Raw genomic sequence first — 20,635 nt, 5'->3', positions numbered from 1 at the left:
ACCCATGCTGAGCATTCTGGGACGGGCGTCGGTCTCCAAGGTCACGCTGCCGATGGGACGCGCCCTGATCCGGACCGGGCTCACCCCCGACATCATGACCGTCATCGGGACGCTGGCGACCGTCGCGGCCGCGCTGACGCTGTTCCCGATGGGGTACCTGTTCTGGGGCACCCTGGTCATCTGGCTGTTCGTCATGTTCGACATGCTCGACGGCGCCATGGCCCGGGCCCGTGGCGGCGGCACGCGGTTCGGGGCCGTGCTGGACGCCACGTGCGACCGCATCGCCGACGGCGCGATCTTCGCCGGCCTGGTGTGGTGGTGCACGGTGACCGAGCCGCACCACATCCTGCTGGTCGCGACCCTGATCTGCCTGGTGACCTCGCAGGTCATCTCGTACGCGAAGGCGCGGGCGGAGGCCAGTGGACTGTATGGCGACGGCGGACTCATCGAACGACCCGACCGGTTGATCATCGTGCTGGTCGGCACCGGATTCACCGGCCTCGGCGTCTGGTGGGCCGTCCATGTCGCCATGTGGCTGTTGGCGGTCGGCAGCGTGATCACCGTCGGCCAGCGGATGTGGTCGATCTCGCGCTCGCCCGGCGCCCGCGACCTGATCCCGCTCAAGACCGAGCCCGAACCCGACACCGACACGCCCGACGCCGGATGATCGACCTGTCCGCTCTCACCGCAGATCTGGGCTACCGCGCCGGATGGGCGGCGGTACGCCACGCGCCCGAACGCGTGGCGCGGACGGTCTTCGACCGCGCCGGCGAGTTCGCCGGCCGTCGCGACGGCGGTCCGGAGCAGCTGCGGCGCAACCTGTCCCGCGTGCTGGGCGTCGAGCCCGCCGAGGTTCCCGACGACCTGGTCGCAGACGCGATGCGGTCCTATGCGCGCTACTGGTGCGAGGCGTTCCGCCTGCCCGCGCAGGATCGGGCCACCGCGTCGTCGAGGGTCCATGTGCCGGACGAGGACCGGGCACGTCTGGACGCCGGCCTCGCCAAGGGCAAGGGGGTGATCCTGGCGTTGCCGCACACCGGCAACTGGGACATGGCCGGGGTGTGGCTGGTGCACCACTACGGCCGGTTCGCGACCGTCGCCGAACGACTCAGGCCGGAGTCGCTGTTCAACCAGTTCGTCGCCTACCGGGAGACGCTCGGCTTCGAGATCTTCCCGCTCAGCGGTGGCGAGCAGCCGCCGTTCGCCGCTCTCGCCGAGCGCCTGCGCGCGGGCGGGATCGTGTGCCTGCTGGGCGAGCGCGACATCAACCGACACGGTGTGCCGGTCGAGTTCTTCGGCGAACGCACCCGCATGCCGGCCGGCTCGGCTCGACTCGCGATCGAGACCGGGGCAGCATTGTTCGCGGTCCACCACTGGTTCGACGAGGCACCGTATTCGGCGATGTGCTGCGGCGAGGAGATCGACACCTCCGGCGGCGTCGAGGAGACCACGCAGAAACTCGCCGACGCGTTCGCGGAGAACATCGCCGCCCACCCGGCCGACTGGCACATGCTGCAGCCGCTGTGGGAGGCGGACTGGACCGACCGGCAGAAGGCACGGATGAACGACACCGGGGGAGCGGCATGAGGATCGGCATGATCTGCCCGTATTCGTTCGACGTCCCGGGCGGCGTGCAGGCGCACGTCACCGAACTCGCCGACGTCTTCATCGACCGTGGTCACGAGGTCAGCGTCCTGGCGCCGGCGTCGCGCGGCACGGCGCTGCCGGAGTACGTCGTGCGCGCCGGACCGGCGCTGGCCATCCCGTACAACGGCTCGGTCTCGCGCGTGAACTTCAGCCCGAAGGGTTATCTGCGACTTCGGCGCTGGATCGCCGAGAACGGCTTCGACGTGCTGCACGTCCACGAGCCCAACTCTCCGTCGATCTCCATGCTCTCGCTGATGGTGGCATCCGGGCCGATCGTCACCACCTTCCACACCTCGACGTCGAAGTCCTTGTGGCTCAGCGCTTTCCAGGGGATCCTGCGTCCCTACCACGAACGCATCGCGGGCAAGATCGCGGTGAGCGAGCTAGCCCGTCGCTGGCAGATGGAGTCGCTGGGGTCGGATGCGGTGGAGATCCCCAACGGGATCAACGTGGCGAGCTTCGCCAATGCCAAACCGCTCGAGGGCTATCCGCACCCGGGCAAGACCGTGCTGTTCCTGGGCCGGTTCGACGAGCCGCGCAAGGGCATCGACATCCTCATGCGCGCACTGCCGTCGGTCGTCGAGCGATTCCCCGACATCCGGGTCCTCGTCGTCGGCGGAGGCAACCAGGCGGCACTGCGCCGGCGCGCCGGGACCCTGGCCGATCATCTGGTGTTCCTCGGGCAGGTCGACGACGCGACCAAGGCGCGCGCGCTCGCCTCGGCCGACGTCTATTGCGCACCCAACCTGGGCGGCGAGAGCTTCGGCATCGTCCTCGTCGAGGCCATGGCGGCCGGTGCCGCGGTCATCGCCAGCTCGCTCAACGCCTTCCGGCGTGTGCTCGACGACGGCCGGGCCGGCCGGCTGGTGGAGACCGGATCCCCCGAACAGCTCGCCCGGGGGATCATCGAGCTCCTCTCCGACGACGAGGCGCGCGAGCAGCTCGTCGCCCGCGGACGCATCCGGGCCGACAAGTACGACTGGTCCCGGGTCGCCGACCAGATCCTGCGCGTCTACGACACGGTGACCGTCGGCGCCGGCCCGGTGGTGGTGTCGGACTGATGGCCGCCTGGATCGTCCTGGCGGTCGTCGCCGTCCTCGCGCTCGCCGGCTGGGCGTATCACACCGCCAACCGCCTCGACCGGCTCAACGTCCGCGTCGACCTCGCCCGCAAGTCCCTGGAGTCGAGCCTCGACCGCCGGGCCGTCGTGGTGCGAGCCATCGCCGCCGAGATGGACGCGGCGGCGACCACCGACGACGAGAAGGCGGCCGCGCGCGACCTGGCGGCGCTCGCCGATCGCGCCGAGCGCGCCGCGCCGGAGACCCGGGAGGACGCGGAGAACGCGCTGTCGGTGGGGTTGGCGCGCACCGGCGCGCACCAGCGGTCGCAGGCGCTGGTCGTCGAGCTCGCCGACGCGGAGACGCGGGTGATGATGGCGCGCCGCTTCTACAACGACGCGGTGCGCGACACCCGTGCGCTCGGGGAACGCCGCCTGGTCCGATGGCTGCGGTTGGGCGGCCGCGCGCCGCTGCCGACGTATTTCGAGATCATCGAACGAGTCACACCCGAACGGCAGAAGTGACGCGGTCGGGGTGATCCCTGCCACCGGGGAGAAACCGGTGCTCACCTAGACTGATCGCACAACCGTCGCGGAACCTGCGTCACCGCCCGCGGCGCGGTGAGATCGACCTGACATCTGACACCAGATCGCGATGAGAGCGGTCGTGGACACGAGGAGAAATCAGTGAGTCAAGACGGCGCGACCGTTCCCGAGGTCGGCCAGGGCACCGCCCGTGTCAAGCGGGGCATGGCCGAGATGCTCAAGGGCGGCGTGATCATGGACGTGGTCACCCCCGAGCAGGCGAAGATCGCCGAGGATGCCGGCGCGGTGGCCGTGATGGCTCTCGAGCGGGTGCCCGCCGACATCCGCGCCCAGGGCGGCGTCTCGCGGATGAGCGACCCGGACATGATCGACGGCATCATCAACGCCGTCTCGATCCCGGTGATGGCCAAGGCCCGCATCGGCCACTTCGTCGAGGCGCAGATCCTGCAGAGCCTCGGCGTCGACTACATCGACGAGTCGGAGGTGCTGACCCCGGCCGACTACGCCAATCACATCGACAAGTGGGCGTTCACCGTGCCGTTCGTCTGCGGTGCGACCAACCTGGGCGAGGCGCTGCGTCGCATCACCGAGGGCGCGGCGATGATCCGTTCGAAGGGCGAGGCCGGCACCGGTGACGTGTCCAACGCGACCACGCACATGCGCAAGATCCGCGACGAGATCCGTCGGCTGACCTCGCTTCCGAAGGACGAGCTGTACGTCGCGGCGAAGGAGCTGCAGGCGCCCTACGAGCTCGTCGCCGAGGTCGCCGAGGCGGGCAAGCTCCCGGTCACGCTGTTCACCGCCGGCGGCATCGCCACCCCGGCCGACGCCGCGATGATGATGCAGCTCGGCGCCGAGGGCGTGTTCGTCGGATCGGGCATCTTCAAGTCCGGCAACCCCGCCCAGCGCGCAGCCGCCATCGTGCAGGCCACCACCTTCTACGACGACCCGGACGTGCTGGCCAAGGTGTCGCGCGGCCTCGGCGAGGCGATGGTCGGCATCAACGTCGACGAGATCCCGCAGCCGCACCGACTGGCCGAGCGCGGCTGGTGATCTTTCCGTCGGAGACGCCCCCGGCCGACACGCCTGCGACCGAACCCTCGGCAGGACTCGCGATCCGGGGGCTCTTCGACGGTAGTATCTGCTGATCATGGATGCGGCGACCATCGTTCGAGACGCCTCGGTCTCGGGCACACACATCGTGGGTGAACTGCGGCTCGAGTGGTCGGCGGCCTGCAATGTCGGACGGGTGCGCGAGACCAACGAGGACGCGGCGCTCGTCCTGCCGGGCATCTATCTCATCGCCGACGGCATGGGCGGACACGACAGCGGCGAACTGGCCAGCGAGGCGGCGCTGCTCACCCTCTCGCAGGCGACGAGCGCGGGCGAGCTGGACGCGACGAAGCTGCAGCTCGACGACCTCCTCGTCGCCGCGCAACGACGGATCGGCGAGATCGACACCGAGACCGACCGTCGTGCGGGTACCACGACCACCGGCGCCGTCCTCGTCATGCACGACGACAACCCGCACTGGCTGGTGCTCAACATCGGCGACTCGCGGACCTATCGGTTCCAGAACGGCACCCTGCAGCAGCTCACCACCGATCACTCGCAGGTCCAGGAGTTCATCGACGCCGGATTCCTGACGACCGAGCAGGCGCGCACCGACCCTCGGCGCAACGTGATCACCCGCGCGCTCGGCGCCGGGATGATCGATCCGGTTCCCGACTTCTTCAACACCCCGGCCTTCCCCGGCGACGTGTTGCTGCTGTGCACCGACGGACTCACCGGCGAACTGCCCGACGAGGAGATCGGCGACATCCTCGCGAGCTCCTCGTCGTCGGAGGAAGCGGCCGAACGCCTCGTCGACGCCGCGCTCGCCCTGGGCGCCCACGACAACGTCACCGTCATCGTGGTGGCCGTGCACGAGTCGGTGCCGACGCTGACGATGCCTGCCGTCGACGCTTCCGCGGAGACGTCGACCGACGCCGCGGACGCCGCCGGCGAGAACCCGGGCGCGGAGAGCGCCGGTTGATCGGACGGACCCGATGAATCCTGGTCAGGACAGCCCGGTGTCGCCTGCTGCGCCGGTTCCCGGCACCGGGGCCGCCGCTTCCGGGACCGACGACTCCGCGACATACGTCGAATACTGCGGGGAGCGGACCGAACTCGATCCCGGGCGTCGTTTCTTCATCGGCCGGGAAGCCGACCTGTCGATCGACGACAACCCGTACCTGCATCGCCGGTTCCTGGTGGTGCACAACGAGAACGGGCTGTGGTGGCTGACCAACCTGGGCACCCACCTGTCGGCGAGCGTCTCGGCCGGCGACGTCGGTTTCACAGCGACGCTCGGACCGGGTGCGCGCATGCCGCTGGTCTTCGGCGAGACGACGATCGTGTTCACCGCCGGACCGACCACCTATGAGCTGAGCGTCTTCGCCCGGGCGCCGCAGGTGAAGTCGGTGACTCGGCCGGAGTTCTCCGGCGGCCACACCACGCAGGGCGTGCCGACCCTGACCGAGAGCCAGAAGCTGCTCATCGTCGTGCTCGCCGAGGAGATCCTGCGTCGCGAGGGGACCGGGGCCAGTGCGATCCCGTCCTCGGCGCAGGCCGCCCGGCGGCTGGGCTGGTCGCTGACGAAGTTCAACCGCAAGCTCGACAACGTCTGCGACAAGCTCGATCAGCTCGGTGTGAGCGGGATGCGCGGCGGGGGAGGCAAGCTCGCGTCCAACCGCCGCACGAAGCTCGTCGAGTACGCGATCGCCTCGCGCATCGTCACGCGTGCGGACCTGCCGCTGATCGACGCCGAGGCGGCGCGCAACGCCGCCGGCTGATCCGGCTCGGCCCTCCGCCCGGTAGTGGTGGTCCCCTAGGGGGGCGCATCCGGGTCGCACTCACACGTGCAAGGCTGTGACCTGCGAAAACGGCATGGGGAGTTCTCCCCATCGACGCCGGGCGCGCACGCCCATAATCTTCAACTCATCGCCGGAACGTCCCGGCCAGAAACCATCCGGTTCGAATGAGTGAAGAGGACACACCATGACTGCGATCGCCCACCCGGCCCAGCACCTGCGTGACGCTCGTCGAGACGCCGAGGCGCTCAAGCGCCGCCAGGAGGCCCTCGCGCGCCTCGCGGCCCGCCGGATGCCGCTGCCGGGCCGGCACATCCCGCATCAGGCCGCCCAGCCGGGGCTCGGCCATCGCGCCGGTCATCCGCACCTGCACCGCGTGCCCGCCGCGCCGGCCCGTCCCGCCGTCTCCGACGACGGCTCGCAGGCCGCGAGCGGCCGCGCGAAGCCGAACCTCACCGCTCGCGAGATCGAGGTGCTGCGCACCTGGATGCTCGTCGACTCCAAGCCCGCGGTCGCCCAGGAGCTCTACATCTCGCTGGGCACCGTGAACACCCATCTCACCCGCATCCGCGCCAAGTACGCCGAGATCGGCCGTCCCGCACCGACCAAGGCGTCGCTCGTCGCCCGTGCCATCCAGGACGGCATCATGTCGCTCGACGAGCTCTGACCCGGATTCGCCCCTCACCACGGCGATCGCCGTCACGTGGGCGATACTGGTCGGCGTGGCAGCCATCGAGGACATACTCCAGGTCGAGCAGATCGAGACCGACATCTACCGGGGTGGCGCGTTCCCGAGTCACCTCCAGCGCACCTTCGGCGGCCAGGTCGCCGGCCAGTCGCTGATGTCGGCGACCCGGACCGTGGACCCCGAGTTCCACGTCCACTCGCTGCACGGGTACTTCCTGCGCCCCGGCGACCCGGACATCCCGGCGGTCTTCCTCGTCGACCGCATCCGCGACGGGCGGTCCTTCGTCACCCGCCGGGTCACCGGCATCCAGCGGGGCGAGGCCATCTTCACGATGTCGGCCTCGTTCCACGTCCGCACCGACACCGGCATCGAACACCAGGACCGCATGCCGCCGGTCCCCGAACCCACCGAGCTGAACGACCGGCTCGACGAGATGGGCGAGGAGGAGCGTGCGGTGTTCAAGGAGTGGAGCAACTTCGACCTGCGCGTGGTGCCGCGCGAGAAGATGGTGACGTCGCCGTATTTCGCTGCACAGCAACGGGTTTGGTTCCGATACCGGCACCGGCTGCCGGACGACACGGTGTTCCACGTCGGCACCCTCGCCTACATGAGCGACATGACGCTGCTCGGCTCGTCGCGGGTTCCGCACCCCGATTCCAACCCGCAGGTCGCCTCGCTCGACCATGCCATGTGGTTCATGCGCCCGTTCCGGGCCGACGACTGGCTGCTCTACGACCAGACCTCGCCGTCTGCCGCCGGCGGCCGTGCGCTCACCCAGGGCCGGATCTTCGACCGCTCCGGCCGCATGGTGGCCGCGGTGACGCAGGAGGGCCTCGCCCGCACCGGACGAGAGATGCCCGCAGACCAGCACGCGCGGACCGACCGGTGAGCGCGGCGACACGACCCCGGATCGGGGTTCTCGCACTTCAGGGCGACGTCCGCGAGCATGTCCACGCCCTGCATGCGGCCGGGGCCGAGGCGGTGCCGGTCCGCAGGCAGGCGGAGCTGGACGAGGTGGACGCGATCGTCATCCCCGGCGGCGAGTCGACGACGATGAGCAAGCTGCTCGGCATCTTCGACCTCCACGACCCGCTCGTCGCGCGTCTGCGCGACGGGATGCCGGCCTACGGCTCGTGTGCCGGGATGATCATGCTGGCCTCGACCATCCTCGACACCCGCCCCGACGCACGGCATCTCGACGCCCTCGACATCACGGTGCGCCGCAACGCATTCGGCCGTCAGGTGGAGAGCTTCGAGACAGACCTCGACTTCGCCGGGATCACCGACCGGCCCGGCGCGCAGCGCATGCGCGCGGTGTTCATCCGGGCGCCCTGGGTCGAATCGGTCTCGCCGGATGTGGAGGTCCTCGCGCGTGTGCCCGAGGGACCTGCGCAGGGACGGATCGTCGCGGTGCGGCAGAATAAGGTGCTCGCCACGTCCTTCCACCCGGAGGTGACGGGGGACCGCCGAGTACACGAATATTTCGTGGAGATGGTGCGTCGGTAAGATCGTGCCGAACCAGCGATAGAGCAGACGCCCGCGGCATCGAGCCGCGTACCTGCGCCGGAAAGGATGCGACGGACACATGAGCGGCCACTCCAAATGGGCCACCACCAAGCACAAGAAGGCGGTGATCGACGCCAAGCGCGGCAAGATGTTCGCCAAGCTGATCAAGAACATCGAGGTGGCGGCACGTACCGGCGGCGGAGACCCGGCCGGCAACCCGACGCTCTTCGACGCCATCCAGAAGGCGAAGAAGTCCTCGGTTCCCAACGACAACATCGAACGCGCGCGCAAGCGCGGTGCCGGTGAGGAAGCCGGCGGCGCCGACTGGCAGACCATCATGTACGAGGGCTACGGCCCCAATGGCGTGGCGATCCTCATCGAGTGCCTCACCGACAACCGCAACCGCGCCGCCGGCGAGGTCCGCACCGCGATGTCCCGCAACGGCGGCAGCATGGCCGACCCGGGCTCGGTGTCGTACCTGTTCGCCCGCAAGGGCGTCGTCACCCTGGAGAAGAACGGGCAGACCGAGGACGACATCCTCATGGCCGTGCTCGACGCCGGGGCCGAGGAGGTCACCGATCTCGGTGAGTCCTTCGAGATCGTCAGCGAGCCCGGAGACCTGGTCGCGGTGCGCACCGCGCTGCAGGAGGCGGGCATCGACTACGACTCCGCCGAGGCCAGCTTCCGCCCGTCGGTCGAGGTCGCGGTCGACGCCGACGGCGCGCGCAAGGTGTTCAAACTGATCGACGCCCTCGAGGACTGCGACGACGTGCAGAACGTCTACAGCAACGTCGACGTCAGCGACGAGGTCCTCGCCGAGCTCGAGAACGACTGAGCGTTGCCCGGGGCGTGTTGATCCCCGGGGTTGTCGGACCCTCCCGATAGAATCTCGAACAACTGTTCGCAAGAGGTTCGCTCGGGAGGGTTTTGTGCGCGTCATGGGCGTCGATCCGGGGCTCACCCGGTGCGGTATCGCGCTGGTGGAGTCCGGACGCGGGAGATCGGTGACCGCGCTCGACGTCGACGTGGTGCGCACCCCCAGCGACATGGAGCTCGCCGAGCGGCTGATGAGGGTCTACACCCAGGCGTGTCACTGGCTCGACGTGCATCAGCCGGACGCGGTCGCCATCGAACGGGTCTTCGCCCAGAACCAGGTCTCCACGGCGATGGGCACCGCCCAGGCCGGCGGGGTCATCGCGCTCGCCGCCGGGCAGCGCGACGTGCCGGTCCGGTTCCACACGCCGTCGGAGGTCAAGGCCGCCGTCACCGGCAGCGGTCGCGCCGACAAGGCCCAGGTGACCATGATGGTCACCCGCATCCTCGGGATGCAGACCAAGCCCAAGCCGGCCGACGCCGCCGACGCGCTGGCGATCGCGATCTGTCACTGCTGGCGCGGGCCGATGATGGAGCGGATGGCGGAGGCGCAGAAGAAGGCCGAGGCGGCCGCCGCCCGACACCGGCAGCGGATCGCCGAGGCACGAGAGGGGAGTCGCGCATGATCGCGTCAGTCCGTGGCCCGGTCGTGGAGATCGCACTCGATCACGCCGTGATCGATTGTGCGGGAGTCGGATACCGCGTCCTCGCGACCCCGGCGACGCTGTCGCGGCTGCGCCGGGGAGAAGAGGCGACGCTGTTGACCTCGATGATCGTCCGCGAGGATTCGATGACCCTGTACGGGTTCACAGAGCCCGACGCACGTGCGCTGTTCGCTCTGTTGCAGACGGTCACCGGCGTCGGACCGCGACTCGCGATGGCGACCCTCGCCGTCCTGGAGCCCGATGCGCTGCGCCGTGCGCTCGCCGAGTCCGACACCAAGGCGCTCACCTCGGTGCCCGGGATCGGCAAGCGCGTCGCCGAGCGCCTGTGCGTCGAGCTGCGCGACAAGGTGGACCGCCCGGCCGGGGAACCCGCGGCGGGCGGTGCGGTGGCCGGCGGGGGAGTGCGCGACCAGGTGGCCGAGGCCCTCGTCGGTCTGGGTTTCACCGCCGCACATGCCGAGAAGGCGGTCGCCGCCGTCCTGGCCGACACCCCCGACGCCGACGCGTCCACCGCGCTGCGGCGCTCGTTGACGCTGCTCGGTAAGGCCTCGTGATGACCGACGACCCGGACCGCGCCACCGATTTCGCCGAACGGGAGGTCTCGGCGACGCCGGTCCGCTCCGACGGCGACCTCGACGCCGGGTTGCGGCCCCGGTCGCTGGCGGACTTCATCGGCCAGCCGCGCGTCTGCGAACAGCTCGAACTCGTGCTGCACGGCGCCCGCAAGCGCGGCGGCACCCCCGACCACATCCTGCTGTCGGGACCACCCGGACTCGGCAAGACCTCGCTCGCGATGATCATCGCGTCGGAGATGGGCGCGGCGATCCGCGTCACGTCAGGTCCGGCACTCGAACGCGCCGGCGACCTCGCCGCGATGCTGTCGAACCTCGTCGAGGGCGATGTCCTGTTCATCGACGAGATCCACCGCATCGCCCGGCCGGCCGAGGAGATGCTGTACCTGGCGATGGAGGATTTCCGTGTGGACGTCGTCGTCGGCAAGGGGCCCGGGGCCACCTCGATCCCGCTCGACGTCGCGCCGTTCACCCTGGTCGGGGCCACCACCCGCTCCGGATCGCTGACCGGCCCCCTGCGCGACCGGTTCGGCTTCACCGCGCACATGGAGTTCTACGAGCCCGGCGAACTCGTGCGAGTGCTCAAGCGCTCGGCCGGCATCCTCGGCATCGCGCTGCGGCCCGACGCCGCGGAGGAGATCGCCCGACGCTCCCGCGGGACGCCGCGCATCGCCAACCGGCTCCTGCGGCGCGTCCGCGACTACGCCGAGGTCCGCGGCGACGGCACGGTCACCGTCGACATCGCCCGCGCCGCGCTCAAGGTCTACGACGTCGACGAACTCGGCTTCGACCGACTCGACCGCGCCGTCCTCGACGCCCTCATCCGGGGATTCGGCGGGGGACCGGTCGGGGTCTCCACCCTGGCCGTCGCGGTCGGTGAGGAGCCCGCGACCGTCGAGGAGGTGTGCGAGCCGTTCCTCGTGCGCGCCGGCATGATCGCCCGAACGCCGCGCGGACGCGTCGCCACGGCGGCCGCCTGGCACCACCTCGGGCTCACCCCGCCGGCCGGTGCGATGAACGCGAGCTTCGGCGCCCGCCCCCGGGAGATCCCGACGGGCTCGCTGTTCGACGACCTCTGACCCCGACTGTCCGATCCCGGACGCCGCCGGGGAACCCCGGCACCCCGACCCGGGCGTGAGGTAGCACACCACCTGCAGGGATGACGCGGGCGCCGGACGTGGCACACTGTGTGGAGCACGGCTGAGCCACGAAGATCCCTCACGTCCACTGACGCGGGGTGATGGCTCGCGGTACACCCACGAAATACAAAGGACTGACTCTCACCCATGGACGCTCTGCTCTTCCCCCTCCTGCTGGCACTGCTCGCCGGCTTCATGTTCTTGTCGATGCGGAAGCAGAAGAAGCGTGTCGCCGAAATGCAGGAGATGCAGAGCTCGGTGTCCACGGGTACCCGTATCCAGCTGACCTCCGGCCTGTTCGGCACCGTCATCGACGCCACCTCCTCGGACTACGTCGACGTCGAGATCGCCACCGGCGTGGTGACCCGCTGGAACCGCCTCGCGATCATGCGCATCGTGCCGACCGACGAGGCCGCGGCCACCTACCCGGGGCACACCGCCCCCGAGGACGAGTTCGAGGGCTACTCGGACGACTCGGTGAGCCTGGACAAGCCGTCCTCCGACGAGGGTCGCGACACCGACAAGTGATCATCCGGGCGCCGCGTCGTCGTGACGCGGTGCCCGACACGACCTCCGACGCGATTGTCTGCTCTGAGGTGGCCCGTGTGCGCTCGCGCGCGTACGGGCCGCCCGCGTCGGTCGGGGGTCTTGCGGCCGGATCCACCTCGGCCGGTTGACGTTCCCAGAAGGAGACCAGAACAGCTGTGACAACTCCTCGCTCGACCGGGAAGGCGGCCAGTCCCGCCCGGAAACGGTCGCGACCGAGTCGTGAGACCCCGCCGTGGCGCCCGCTGGTGGCGTTCCTCGCGCTGCTCGCCGTCGTCTACGGACTCGTGTACTTCACCGGCCCCAAGACCCTGGAGCCCAAGCTCGGCATCGACCTGCAGGGCGGCACCCGGGTCACCCTGACCGCCCGCACCGAGGACGGCAAGGAGCCCACCCGCTCCCAGCTCGACCAGGCGAAGCAGATCATCGAGCAACGTGTCAACGGTCTCGGTGTCGCGGGATCCGAGGTGGTCGTCACCGGCAACAACCTGGTCATCACGGTCCCCGGTCAGGACGGCGCGCAGGCCAAGTCGCTCGGCCAGACCGCACGCCTGTACGTGCGCCCGGTCATCGGGGCGGTGCCGGCGACCCCGCAGCCGCCGAAGCCGGAGGAGCCCGAGGACGACAAGAGCACCGACGGCACGCCCACCGAAGAGGCGGCGGCCGCGATCGCCGAGCAGCGCAAGCTGCGCCAGGCCCCCGGCGACGCCTCCCAGCAGCAGTTGGAGGCGCTGCAGCAGTACATGTCGAAGATCGACTGCTCGCCGACCGCCAACGACCCGCTCCTTGGCAACGACAAGCCCGACGAGTACCTGGTGGCCTGCTCCACCGACGGCAAGGAGGTCTACCTCCTCGGCCCGCAGATCATCGACGGCCGCGACATCAAGGACGCCGCCGCCGGCACCGACCCGCAGACCGGCGAATGGGTCGTCACCCTCGAGTTCAAGGGCAAGGCCGCGAGCTTCTGGCCGAAGTACACCGCGCAGGAAGCGCCCAACCGGACGCAGACCGCGTTCACGCTGGACTCGCGCGTCGTCTCCGCGCCCGCCATCAACGAGCCGATCCCGGGCGGCCAGACCCGCATCAGCGGCAGCAGCGCCGACCCGTTCACCGAGGCGTCGTCGAACGAGCTGGCCAACGTCCTGAAATACGGTTCGCTGCCGTTGTCGTTCAACGCCTCCGACGCCGAGACGGTGTCGGCGACCCTCGGCCTGTCGTCGTTGCGAGCGGGCCTGATCGCAGGCGCGATCGGCCTGATCGCGGTGTTCCTCTACGCCCTGGCCTACTACCGCATGCTCGGCATCCTGACGATCCTGTCGCTGGTGCTGTCCGGCGCGATGGTCTACGGCATCATCGTGCTGCTCGGGCGCTGGATCGGGTTCACCCTCGACCTCGCCGGCATCGCCGGTCTGATCATCGGTATCGGCATGACCGCCGACTCGTTCGTCGTCTACTTCGAGCGCATCAAGGACGAGATACGCGAGGGACGCAGTTTCCGGTCGGCGGTGCCCCGCGGTTGGGCGAGCGCCCGTCGGACCATCTGGTCGGGTAACGCCGTCAGCTTCATCGCCGCGGCGGTGATCTACATCCTTGCCATCGGCGAGGTGCGCGGCTTCGCGTTCACCCTGGGTCTCACCACGATCCTCGACGTCATGGTCGTGTTCCTGGTGACGCACCCGCTGGTGGTGCTCGCCAGCCGGTCGTCGTTCATGTCCAAGCCGAGTGTCAACGGTCTCGGCGCGGTCGCCGAGGTGGCGCGCGAACGCAAGGTCGCGGCCCGCCGGCAGGCGGCGGCCAAGGCCGGCGCGACGGCGGCCGGCGCGACGTCGTCGAACCCGGACACCGACACCAGCGAGAAGGGGTCTGCGCGATGACCACACCGGACAACCAGAACCCGGACACCGCCGACACCGCGGTCCTCGACGACGCCACGCCGTCGCAAGGAACCGACGCCGACTTCGTCGCCGACACCAAGCGGTCGTTCTTCTCCCGGCTCTACACGGGTACGGGTGCCTTCGAGATCGTCGGCAAGCGGAAGATGTGGTACATCGTCACCGGCGTGCTCCTGCTGATCTGCGTCGCGTCGATCGCGATCCGCGGGTTCACCTTCGGTATCGACTTCGAGGGCGGCACCCAGATGTCGGTGCCCGTGGTCTCCTCGGAGATCACCGCCGATTCGGTGGAGACCGTAGTGACCGACGCGCTCGGCAAGGAGCCGGAATCGGTCCAGACCGCCGGCGCCGGCAGCAGCGCCACCGTCCAGGTGCGCACCGAGACCCTCGACCTCCAGCAGGCCGAGGCGGTGACCCGGGCGCTCGCCGCCGAATTCGGCCCGGAACTCTCCGCCGCCGAGGTCAGCATCTCCGACGTGAGCTCCACCTGGGGCCGCGAGATCACCGAGAAGATGGTGATCGCGCTGGTCGTGTTCCTGGTGATCGTCTTCGTCTACATCGCGGTGCGCTTCGACCGCGAGATGTCGGTGGCGGCCCTGGTGTCGCTGTTCTTCGACATCGTCGCGACCGCCGGCGTCTACTCGCTCGTCGGCTGGGAGGTCACCCCGGCGACGGTCATCGGCCTGCTCACCATCCTCGGTTTCTCGATCTACGACACGGTCGTCGTCTTCGACAAGGTCGCCGAGAACACCCGCTCGGTCCTGCAGACCACGCGCCGGACCTACGCCGAACAGGCCAACCTGGCCATCAACCAGACCCTCATGCGCTCGATCAACACCACCGTCATCTCGGTGCTGCCGATCATCGCCCTGATGGTCGTGGCGGTGTGGCTGCTCGGTGTCGGCACGCTCAAGGACCTCGGTCTGATCCAGCTCGTCGGCGTCGTGGTCGGCACCTACTCGTCGGTGTTCCTCGCCGCGCCGTTGCTGGTGACGCTCAAAGAGCGTCGCGAGGACGTCAAGCGGCACACCACCCGGGTCCTCAACCGTCGCGCCGGCATCGAGACGTCGGAGCGGGATCGTCCGGTGCGGCATCGTCGCCCGGCGCGCGCCGCGGTGGCCGACACGGACGACACGGAAGCGAAGGTCCCGACGGGCAAACGCCGGCGGAACCGCTAGTCTCACGACGTGTTCGTGAGGCAGCGGGGTGTCATCAGGGTCCTGAGCCTGTTCGTCGGGGTCGTCGCGGGTGCCGGTGTGCTCACCGCCTGCGGCGACGGCGGGCCGCCGACCATCGACTACGTCGTCGACGCGCGGATCTCGGGCTACAACGCCAACACGGTGGACGGCAACGCCGACGGCGTGCTCATGGCGACCACCCGGTTGCTGCCCGGATTCAGCCTGCTCGGGCCGCAGGGCCAGGTGATCCCGGACCGCGACGTCGGCACCGTCACCCAGGTGCCCGACCGGGTGCCGACGCTGCGGTACGAGTTCACACCGGAGGCGAAGTTCTCCGACGGCGTCGCGCTCGACTGTGACGACCTGTTGCTTGCCTGGGCCGCGATGAGCGGCCGGTTCCCGGGATTCACCCCGGCGACGACCGCCGGTTACCGCGACATCGAGGCCGTCGAGTGCGCGCCCGGCGACAAGACCGCGACGGTGCGATTCGCGTCCGGCCGCTTCTACCAGGACTGGCTGTCGCTGTTCGGCGCCGGGACGCTGCTGCCCGCCCATGTCGTCGCCCGCGAGGCCGGGCTCGCCGACGTCGTCGACTCGATCCGCGGCATGGACCGTGCCGCGATCGCCCGCATCGCCACCGCCTGGAACACCGGCTTCGCCCTGACCTTCGGCCCGGTGGACCACGATCGTTTCCCCTCGTCCGGGCCCTACCGGATCGATCGCTACTCGCGATCGGGTGGGCTGGTGCTGGTGCCCAACGATCAGTGGTGGGGTGATCGTCCGGCCACCTCCCGGATCGTGATCTGGGGTCGCGGCACCGACGCCACCCGCCGCCTGCCGGACGGGAAGTTCGACGTCGTCGACGTGACCGCCGGGATCGTCGACGGCGAGATCGCCGGCTCGTCCGGCGCCGACGGTCCGTCGTCGCCGTCCCGGGCGGTCGGGGTCGAGCAGATCGTGCTCGCCGCTCGCGGCGTCTTCGGAGACGCCCGGATACGTCAGGCCTTCGCCTCGTGCGTGCCCCGGCCGGATCTCACCCGCGACTTCTCCAACGGCGCCCAGATGTGGAACCTGCGCGTGCTGGTCCCGGCCGACAACCTCGCCGATCCGATGAACGGCGAGTTCGGGCGCAATTACCGCAAGCCGAATCCCGAACGTGCGCGGACGCTGCTGCGCGAGGCGACGGGGCAGGGTGGCGAGGGTGCGTTGCGCCCGCGGACGGTCCGACTCGGGTACCTCGCGCCGACCGAGCGCTGGAAGCAGATGACCGCGGCGATCGCGGAGTCGTGCCGCGACGCGGGCTTCGTGGTCGAGGACGTCGCCAACCCGGACATGGAGGCCGACGCTCTCGGCAAGCACGTCGACGCGATGATCATCGCCGGCGGGGCGTCGTTCGCGGCCGCCGGTGCTGCCGATCCCACCCGTGACGCCTACGCGCTGCGCAGCGGCGATCCGCTCGACCTGTCGGGCATCCGCGACCCGCAGATCAGCCGTGGGGTCGACCAGTACGCGGTGACCGCATCCGAACCCGAACGGCTCCGGTTGGCCCGCTCCATCGAGAACGCCGCGTGGTCGGCGATGCCGTCGATACCCCTGTTCGCATCTCCCCGGGTGCGGCAGTGGAAGGATCGGATCGGTGGCGTCGTGCCGGGTCTGGCGCGCAGCGGCACCGGGTGGAACATCGATCGTTGGACGATCAAGGAATGACAGGTCGTTGGACGATCAGGGAATGACGGGTCGTCGGACGACCGTGGAGCGAGGGAGTAGACGATGGCCGAGGTGACAGGCGACCGCACCGCCGAGGCGGTGGTACGGGCGCAGGAGGCGATCGCCCGGCACGCGCGTCTCGTCGACGATTTCCCCAGTCCCGGAATCGCTTTCAAGGACCTGACTCCCGTCCTCGCCGATGCGGAGGGGTTGTCGGCGATCGTCACCGCACTGACGCACGGCTGCACCGACATCGACCTCGTGGCCGGCATCGACGCGCGCGGCTTCCTGCTCGGCGGGGCCGTGGCGCGCGAACTCGGGGTGGGGGTGCTCGCGGTGCGCAAGGGCGGCAAGCTGCCGCCGCCGGTGCACTCCATCACCTACGACCTCGAGTACGGCACGGCGACGCTGGAGATCCCGGCCGACGACGGTCTCGGCCTCTCCGGGATGCGGGTTCTGCTCGTCGACGACGTGCTGGCCACCGGCGGCACCGCGGTCGCCGCGGCCGACCTGCTGAACCGGACCGGCGCCAGCGTGGTGGGTGTCGCGGTGATCATGGAGCTCTCCGGCCTCCGCGGACGCGAGACCATCGCCCGCGGCCTCGGTGCCGGTGTCCCGGTGCACTCGGTCGCACTCGACGCCTGACCCGGTGCAACCCGTCGAGCTGTGACGGGTGAGGAACTAGACTCGAATCGACCCACCCGTGGGCCGCTGAAACGTCCACTGTCGAGAGGGGGACCGGTCATGGCCGATGAATCCGGAACCGCCCAGCGCGCGTCGACTCCTGCCGGTGAGTCGGCGGTGACTCCCGCTCGCGGCGTGAACGGCCAGGAATCGTCCTCGTCGTCGCCCGTCTCGGCGTCCACTTCGGCGTCCCGGCGCGTCCGGGCCCGGCTCGCCCGTCGCATGACCGCGACGCGCAGCCAGGTGCGCCCGGTGCTCGAGCCACTGGTCACGCTCCACCGCGAGATCTACCCGAAGGCCGACGTCGCCACGCTGCAGCGCGCCTACGACGTCGCCGAGGAGCGGCACGCCGGGCAGAAGCGCAAGTCCGGGGATCCGTACATCACCCATCCGCTGGCGGTGGCGACGATCCTGGCCGACCTCGGCATGGACACCACGACCCTGGTCGCGGCGCTGCTGCACGACACGGTCGAGGACACCGGTTACTCGCTGGAGGAGCTCGAGAAGGACTTCGGCCCGGAGGTGGCGCACCTCGTCGACGGCGTGACCAAGCTGGACAAGGTCGCGCTGGGCAGCGCTGCCGAGGCCGAGACCATCCGCAAGATGATCATCGCGATGGCGCGCGATCCGCGGGTGCTCGTCATCAAGGTCGCCGACCGTCTGCACAACATGCGCACGATGCGGTTCCTGCCGCCGGAGAAGCAGGCGCGCAAGGCCCGTGAGACGCTGGAAGTCATTGCGCCGCTTGCGCATCGGCTGGGTATGGCGACGGTCAAGTGGGAGCTCGAGGATCTGTCGTTCGCGATCCTGCACCCCAAGCGGTACGAGGAGATCGTGCGGCTGGTGGCCGACCGCGCGCCGTCGCGCGACACCTATCTGGCGCGGGTGCGGGCCGACATCAACAACGCGTTGTCGGCGGCGCGGATCAACGCGACGGTCGAGGGGCGGCCCAAGCACTACTGGTCGATCTACCAGAAGATGATCGTCAAGGGCCGTGACTTCGACGACATCCACGATCTGGTCGGCGTCCGCATCCTGTGCGAGGAGGACCGCGACTGCTACGCCGCGGTCGGCGTCGTCCACTCCCTGTGGCAGCCGATGGCCGGCCGGTTCAAGGACTACATCGCCCAGCCGCGCTACGGCGTCTACCAGTCGCTGCACACCACGGTCATCGGGCCGGAGGGCAAGCCGCTCGAGGTGCAGATCCGCACCCACGAGATGCACCGGACCGCCGAGTTCGGCATCGCCGCGCACTGGCGCTACAAGGAGAGTGGCTACCGCAACAAGTCGGGCAGGAAGACCGACACCGCCGAGATCGACGACATGGCCTGGATGCGCCAGTTGCTCGACTGGCAGCGTGAGGCCGCCGACCCGGGCGAGTTCCTGGAGTCGCTGCGCTACGACCTCGCGGTCCGCGAGATCTTCGTGTTCACCCCGAAGGGCGACGTCGTCACGCTGCCCGCGGGGTCGACGCCGGTCGACTTCGCCTATGCCGTGCACACCGAGGTCGGTCATCGCTGCATCGGCGCCCGTGTCAACGGCCGGCTCGTCGCACTCGAACGCAAGCTGGAGAACGGCGAGGTGGTGGAGGTCTTCACCTCCAAGGCGCCGACCGCCGGGCCGAGCAAGGACTGGCAGAACTTCGTCGTGTCCCCGCGCGCGAAGGCCAAAATCCGGCAGTGGTTCGCCAAGGAGCGCCGCGAAGAGGCCCTCGAGGCGGGCAAGGAGGCGATCGCCAAGGAGGTCCGTCGCGGCGGGCTCCCGCTGCAGCGTCTGCTGTCCGCCGAGTCGATGGCGGCCATCGCCAAGGAGCTCCGCTACAACGATGTCACCGCGCTGTACACCGCGGTGGGGGAGAACCACGTCTCCGCGCGGCACGTCGTCAACCGTCTCGTCGCGTCGCTGGGCGGCATCGAGGACGCCGAGGAGGCGCTCGCCGAGCGGTCCACGCCGTCGACGATGCCGAGCCGTCCGCGTCAGGGCGGCGACGTCGGCGTGGTCGTCGAGGGCGCCGACAACGTGGTCATCAAGCTGGCCAAGTGCTGCACCCCGGTGCCCGGCGACGACATCATGGGCTTCGTCACCCGCGGCGGCGGTATCAGCGTCCACCGCACCGACTGCACCAACGCCGAGTCGTTGCGCCAGCAGTCCGAGCGGATCGTGCCGGTGTCGTGGGCGCCGTCGCCGGAGTCGGTGTTCCTCGTCGCGATCCAGGTGGAGGCCCTCGACCGGCACCGCCTGCTGTCCGACGTGACGAAGGTGCTCGCCGACGAGCGCGTGAACATCCTGTCCGCGTCGGTGACCACCAGCCGCGACCGGGTGGCCATCAGCAAGTTCACCTTCGAGATGGGCGACCCGAAGCATCTCGGTCACGTGCTCAACGTGGTCCGCAACGTCGAGGGCGTGTACGACGTCTATCGCGTGACGTCGGCGGCCTGAGCAAGCGCGCCCGGGTCCTCGGGAAGGCGCGCGTCTGACGATTCCGCGGCGGAGCGTGGTGGTTTCGCGCATTCGGTAGCGCGTTCGTTCCGCCGATCGGTTGAATCGGCGGGATTCCTGTGACGTCTTGCCCCGGAGGGCCGTCTCGCGGACCTGGATTGTCAGGCGGCTCTTCTACGGTGTCCGTGCGAAATCGATCAGGTGCGATTTCGACGACGAGATACCAGGAGTTGAATCGATGACCCAGCCGCCGCCCCGCCTTGACCTCGCGGGAATGGCAGCTTGTCGCAAAGAACCCCGATGCGCACATCGGGGAGCTGTATGCCATCTACGGGCGTGTGGCCCAGGCCGACACTGCGACGGGGTCGTATCAGATGCGCGTGTACACCGATGGTCAACAGGTCGAGACGTACGACTTCGACATCAACACCATCGTGCGGGCAGGAGAGGCATCGTTCTCCGATGTCGTGGAGGACGACCTGGTTGCTCTCTGGGTGAAGGTCACCGGGTCGGAGACGTACGAGACCACCATGGGTGGTGAAGTCACGGCCCCGGCGGTCGAGGCCAACATCATCGAGGTGTACGGAAGCAGCGGTTAGCTGTTTCTGTTCCGTGCCGAAAGCAGAGATCCCGCTGCTGAAAGC

20 protein-coding genes and 1 pseudogene are annotated in these 20,635 nt (G+C 69.5%); all 21 read left to right on the top strand.

What is annotated here, in order from left to right:
• Positions 1-4 precede the first annotated feature (4 nt).
• The 21 genes and pseudogenes from pgsA (at position 5) to E1P53_RS04460 (ending at position 20,590) form a co-directional block, all read left to right on the top strand.
• Positions 5-667 carry a phosphatidylinositol phosphate synthase gene (pgsA, locus tag E1P53_RS04560; RefSeq protein WP_109238461.1) on the top strand — a complete coding sequence of 221 codons (663 nt, stop codon included), beginning with the start codon at positions 5-7 and terminating at the stop codon, positions 665-667.
• Complete coding sequence (locus tag E1P53_RS04555) at positions 664-1,587, top strand: phosphatidylinositol mannoside acyltransferase (RefSeq protein ID WP_109238460.1); 924 nt, start codon at positions 664-666, stop codon at positions 1,585-1,587. Before pgsA ends, E1P53_RS04555 begins: the two co-directional genes overlap by 4 nt.
• Positions 1,584-2,708, top strand: coding sequence for a glycosyltransferase family 4 protein (locus tag E1P53_RS04550; RefSeq protein WP_040526337.1), 1,125 nt, complete (start codon positions 1,584-1,586; stop codon positions 2,706-2,708). The genes E1P53_RS04555 and E1P53_RS04550 overlap by 4 nt, the downstream gene beginning before the upstream one ends.
• Before the next feature lie 302 nt (positions 2,709-3,010).
• Positions 3,011-3,103 (top strand): annotated as a pseudogene (locus tag E1P53_RS21110) (NUDIX hydrolase); the annotation flags it as partial.
• Between the two features lie 288 nt (positions 3,104-3,391).
• The gene (gene pdxS / locus E1P53_RS04540; protein WP_109238458.1) at positions 3,392-4,303 is read left to right on the top strand and encodes a pyridoxal 5'-phosphate synthase lyase subunit PdxS; all 912 of its coding nucleotides are present in this window, start codon (positions 3,392-3,394) and stop codon (positions 4,301-4,303) included.
• 97 nt (positions 4,304-4,400) lie between these two features.
• Positions 4,401-5,285 (top strand): PP2C family protein-serine/threonine phosphatase, encoded by an 885-nt coding sequence (locus E1P53_RS04535; RefSeq protein ID WP_131733586.1) that lies wholly within the window; start codon positions 4,401-4,403, stop codon positions 5,283-5,285.
• Between the two features lie 13 nt (positions 5,286-5,298).
• Positions 5,299-6,084, top strand: a complete 786-nt coding sequence (locus tag E1P53_RS04530) for an FHA domain-containing protein (RefSeq protein WP_131733585.1) — start codon at positions 5,299-5,301, stop codon at positions 6,082-6,084.
• Positions 6,085-6,289: 205 nt separating this feature from the next.
• A complete protein-coding gene (locus E1P53_RS04525; RefSeq protein ID WP_006899111.1) occupies positions 6,290-6,769 on the top strand; it encodes a helix-turn-helix transcriptional regulator in 480 nt (159 codons plus the stop codon).
• A 55-nt stretch (positions 6,770-6,824) separates the two neighbouring features.
• Positions 6,825-7,679, top strand: a complete 855-nt coding sequence (locus tag E1P53_RS04520; RefSeq protein ID WP_131733584.1) for an acyl-CoA thioesterase — start codon at positions 6,825-6,827, stop codon at positions 7,677-7,679.
• Positions 7,676-8,296 carry a pyridoxal 5'-phosphate synthase glutaminase subunit PdxT gene (gene pdxT, locus E1P53_RS04515; protein ID WP_131733583.1) on the top strand — a complete coding sequence of 207 codons (621 nt, stop codon included), beginning with the start codon at positions 7,676-7,678 and terminating at the stop codon, positions 8,294-8,296. Before E1P53_RS04520 ends, pdxT begins: the two co-directional genes overlap by 4 nt.
• A 79-nt stretch (positions 8,297-8,375) precedes the next feature.
• On the top strand, positions 8,376-9,131 hold the full coding sequence (locus tag E1P53_RS04510) for a YebC/PmpR family DNA-binding transcriptional regulator (protein WP_006899108.1): 756 nt from the start codon (positions 8,376-8,378) through the stop codon (positions 9,129-9,131).
• A 94-nt stretch (positions 9,132-9,225) separates the two neighbouring features.
• Positions 9,226-9,795 (top strand): crossover junction endodeoxyribonuclease RuvC, encoded by a 570-nt coding sequence (gene ruvC, locus E1P53_RS04505; protein ID WP_006899107.1) that lies wholly within the window; start codon positions 9,226-9,228, stop codon positions 9,793-9,795.
• Positions 9,792-10,388 carry a Holliday junction branch migration protein RuvA gene (gene ruvA / locus E1P53_RS04500; RefSeq protein WP_109238454.1) on the top strand — a complete coding sequence of 199 codons (597 nt, stop codon included), beginning with the start codon at positions 9,792-9,794 and terminating at the stop codon, positions 10,386-10,388. The genes ruvC and ruvA overlap by 4 nt, the downstream gene beginning before the upstream one ends.
• Positions 10,388-11,485, top strand: a complete 1,098-nt coding sequence (gene ruvB, locus E1P53_RS04495; RefSeq protein WP_109238453.1) for a Holliday junction branch migration DNA helicase RuvB — start codon at positions 10,388-10,390, stop codon at positions 11,483-11,485. The genes ruvA and ruvB overlap by 1 nt, the downstream gene beginning before the upstream one ends.
• A gap of 207 nt (positions 11,486-11,692) precedes the next feature.
• Entirely contained in the window at positions 11,693-12,073 is a 381-nt protein-coding gene (yajC, locus tag E1P53_RS04490; RefSeq protein ID WP_006899104.1) for a preprotein translocase subunit YajC, read from the top strand.
• Between the two features lie 176 nt (positions 12,074-12,249).
• Positions 12,250-13,965, top strand: coding sequence for a protein translocase subunit SecD (secD, locus tag E1P53_RS04485; RefSeq protein WP_131733582.1), 1,716 nt, complete (start codon positions 12,250-12,252; stop codon positions 13,963-13,965).
• Positions 13,962-15,161 (top strand): protein translocase subunit SecF, encoded by a 1,200-nt coding sequence (secF, locus tag E1P53_RS04480; protein WP_131733581.1) that lies wholly within the window; start codon positions 13,962-13,964, stop codon positions 15,159-15,161. Before secD ends, secF begins: the two co-directional genes overlap by 4 nt.
• A gap of 9 nt (positions 15,162-15,170) precedes the next feature.
• Complete coding sequence (locus E1P53_RS04475; RefSeq protein ID WP_131733580.1) at positions 15,171-16,868, top strand: ABC transporter substrate-binding protein; 1,698 nt, start codon at positions 15,171-15,173, stop codon at positions 16,866-16,868.
• A 63-nt stretch (positions 16,869-16,931) separates the two neighbouring features.
• A complete protein-coding gene (locus E1P53_RS04470; protein WP_006899100.1) occupies positions 16,932-17,513 on the top strand; it encodes an adenine phosphoribosyltransferase in 582 nt (193 codons plus the stop codon).
• A 99-nt stretch (positions 17,514-17,612) separates the two neighbouring features.
• Entirely contained in the window at positions 17,613-19,991 is a 2,379-nt protein-coding gene (locus E1P53_RS04465; RefSeq protein WP_131733579.1) for a RelA/SpoT family protein, read from the top strand.
• Between the two features lie 374 nt (positions 19,992-20,365).
• On the top strand, positions 20,366-20,590 hold the full coding sequence (locus E1P53_RS04460; protein WP_244941111.1) for a hypothetical protein: 225 nt from the start codon (positions 20,366-20,368) through the stop codon (positions 20,588-20,590).
• Positions 20,591-20,635: the final 45 nt, after the last annotated feature.

Origin of the sequence: Gordonia paraffinivorans, from assembly GCF_900683595.1 — a bacterium.
GTDB lineage: Bacteria > Actinomycetota > Actinomycetes > Mycobacteriales > Mycobacteriaceae > Gordonia > Gordonia paraffinivorans.
Note: the sequence above shows the minus strand (reverse complement) of the source record. Positions and strands in the feature narration are given on the sequence as shown.

Coding starts and splice junctions, on each gene's coding strand:
- pgsA (WP_109238461.1), top strand. CDS start 5: ATGCTGAGCATTCTGGGACGGGCGTCGGTCTCCAAGGTCACGCTGCCG.
- E1P53_RS04555 (WP_109238460.1), top strand. CDS start 664: ATGATCGACCTGTCCGCTCTCACCGCAGATCTGGGCTACCGCGCCGGA.
- E1P53_RS04550 (WP_040526337.1), top strand. CDS start 1,584: ATGAGGATCGGCATGATCTGCCCGTATTCGTTCGACGTCCCGGGCGGC.
- E1P53_RS04535 (WP_131733586.1), top strand. CDS start 4,401: ATGGATGCGGCGACCATCGTTCGAGACGCCTCGGTCTCGGGCACACAC.
- E1P53_RS04530 (WP_131733585.1), top strand. CDS start 5,299: ATGAATCCTGGTCAGGACAGCCCGGTGTCGCCTGCTGCGCCGGTTCCC.
- E1P53_RS04525 (WP_006899111.1), top strand. CDS start 6,290: ATGACTGCGATCGCCCACCCGGCCCAGCACCTGCGTGACGCTCGTCGA.
- E1P53_RS04510 (WP_006899108.1), top strand. CDS start 8,376: ATGAGCGGCCACTCCAAATGGGCCACCACCAAGCACAAGAAGGCGGTG.
- ruvA (WP_109238454.1), top strand. CDS start 9,792: ATGATCGCGTCAGTCCGTGGCCCGGTCGTGGAGATCGCACTCGATCAC.
- ruvB (WP_109238453.1), top strand. CDS start 10,388: ATGACCGACGACCCGGACCGCGCCACCGATTTCGCCGAACGGGAGGTC.
- yajC (WP_006899104.1), top strand. CDS start 11,693: ATGGACGCTCTGCTCTTCCCCCTCCTGCTGGCACTGCTCGCCGGCTTC.
- secF (WP_131733581.1), top strand. CDS start 13,962: ATGACCACACCGGACAACCAGAACCCGGACACCGCCGACACCGCGGTC.
- E1P53_RS04470 (WP_006899100.1), top strand. CDS start 16,932: ATGGCCGAGGTGACAGGCGACCGCACCGCCGAGGCGGTGGTACGGGCG.
- E1P53_RS04465 (WP_131733579.1), top strand. CDS start 17,613: ATGGCCGATGAATCCGGAACCGCCCAGCGCGCGTCGACTCCTGCCGGT.
- E1P53_RS04460 (WP_244941111.1), top strand. CDS start 20,366: ATGCGCGTGTACACCGATGGTCAACAGGTCGAGACGTACGACTTCGAC.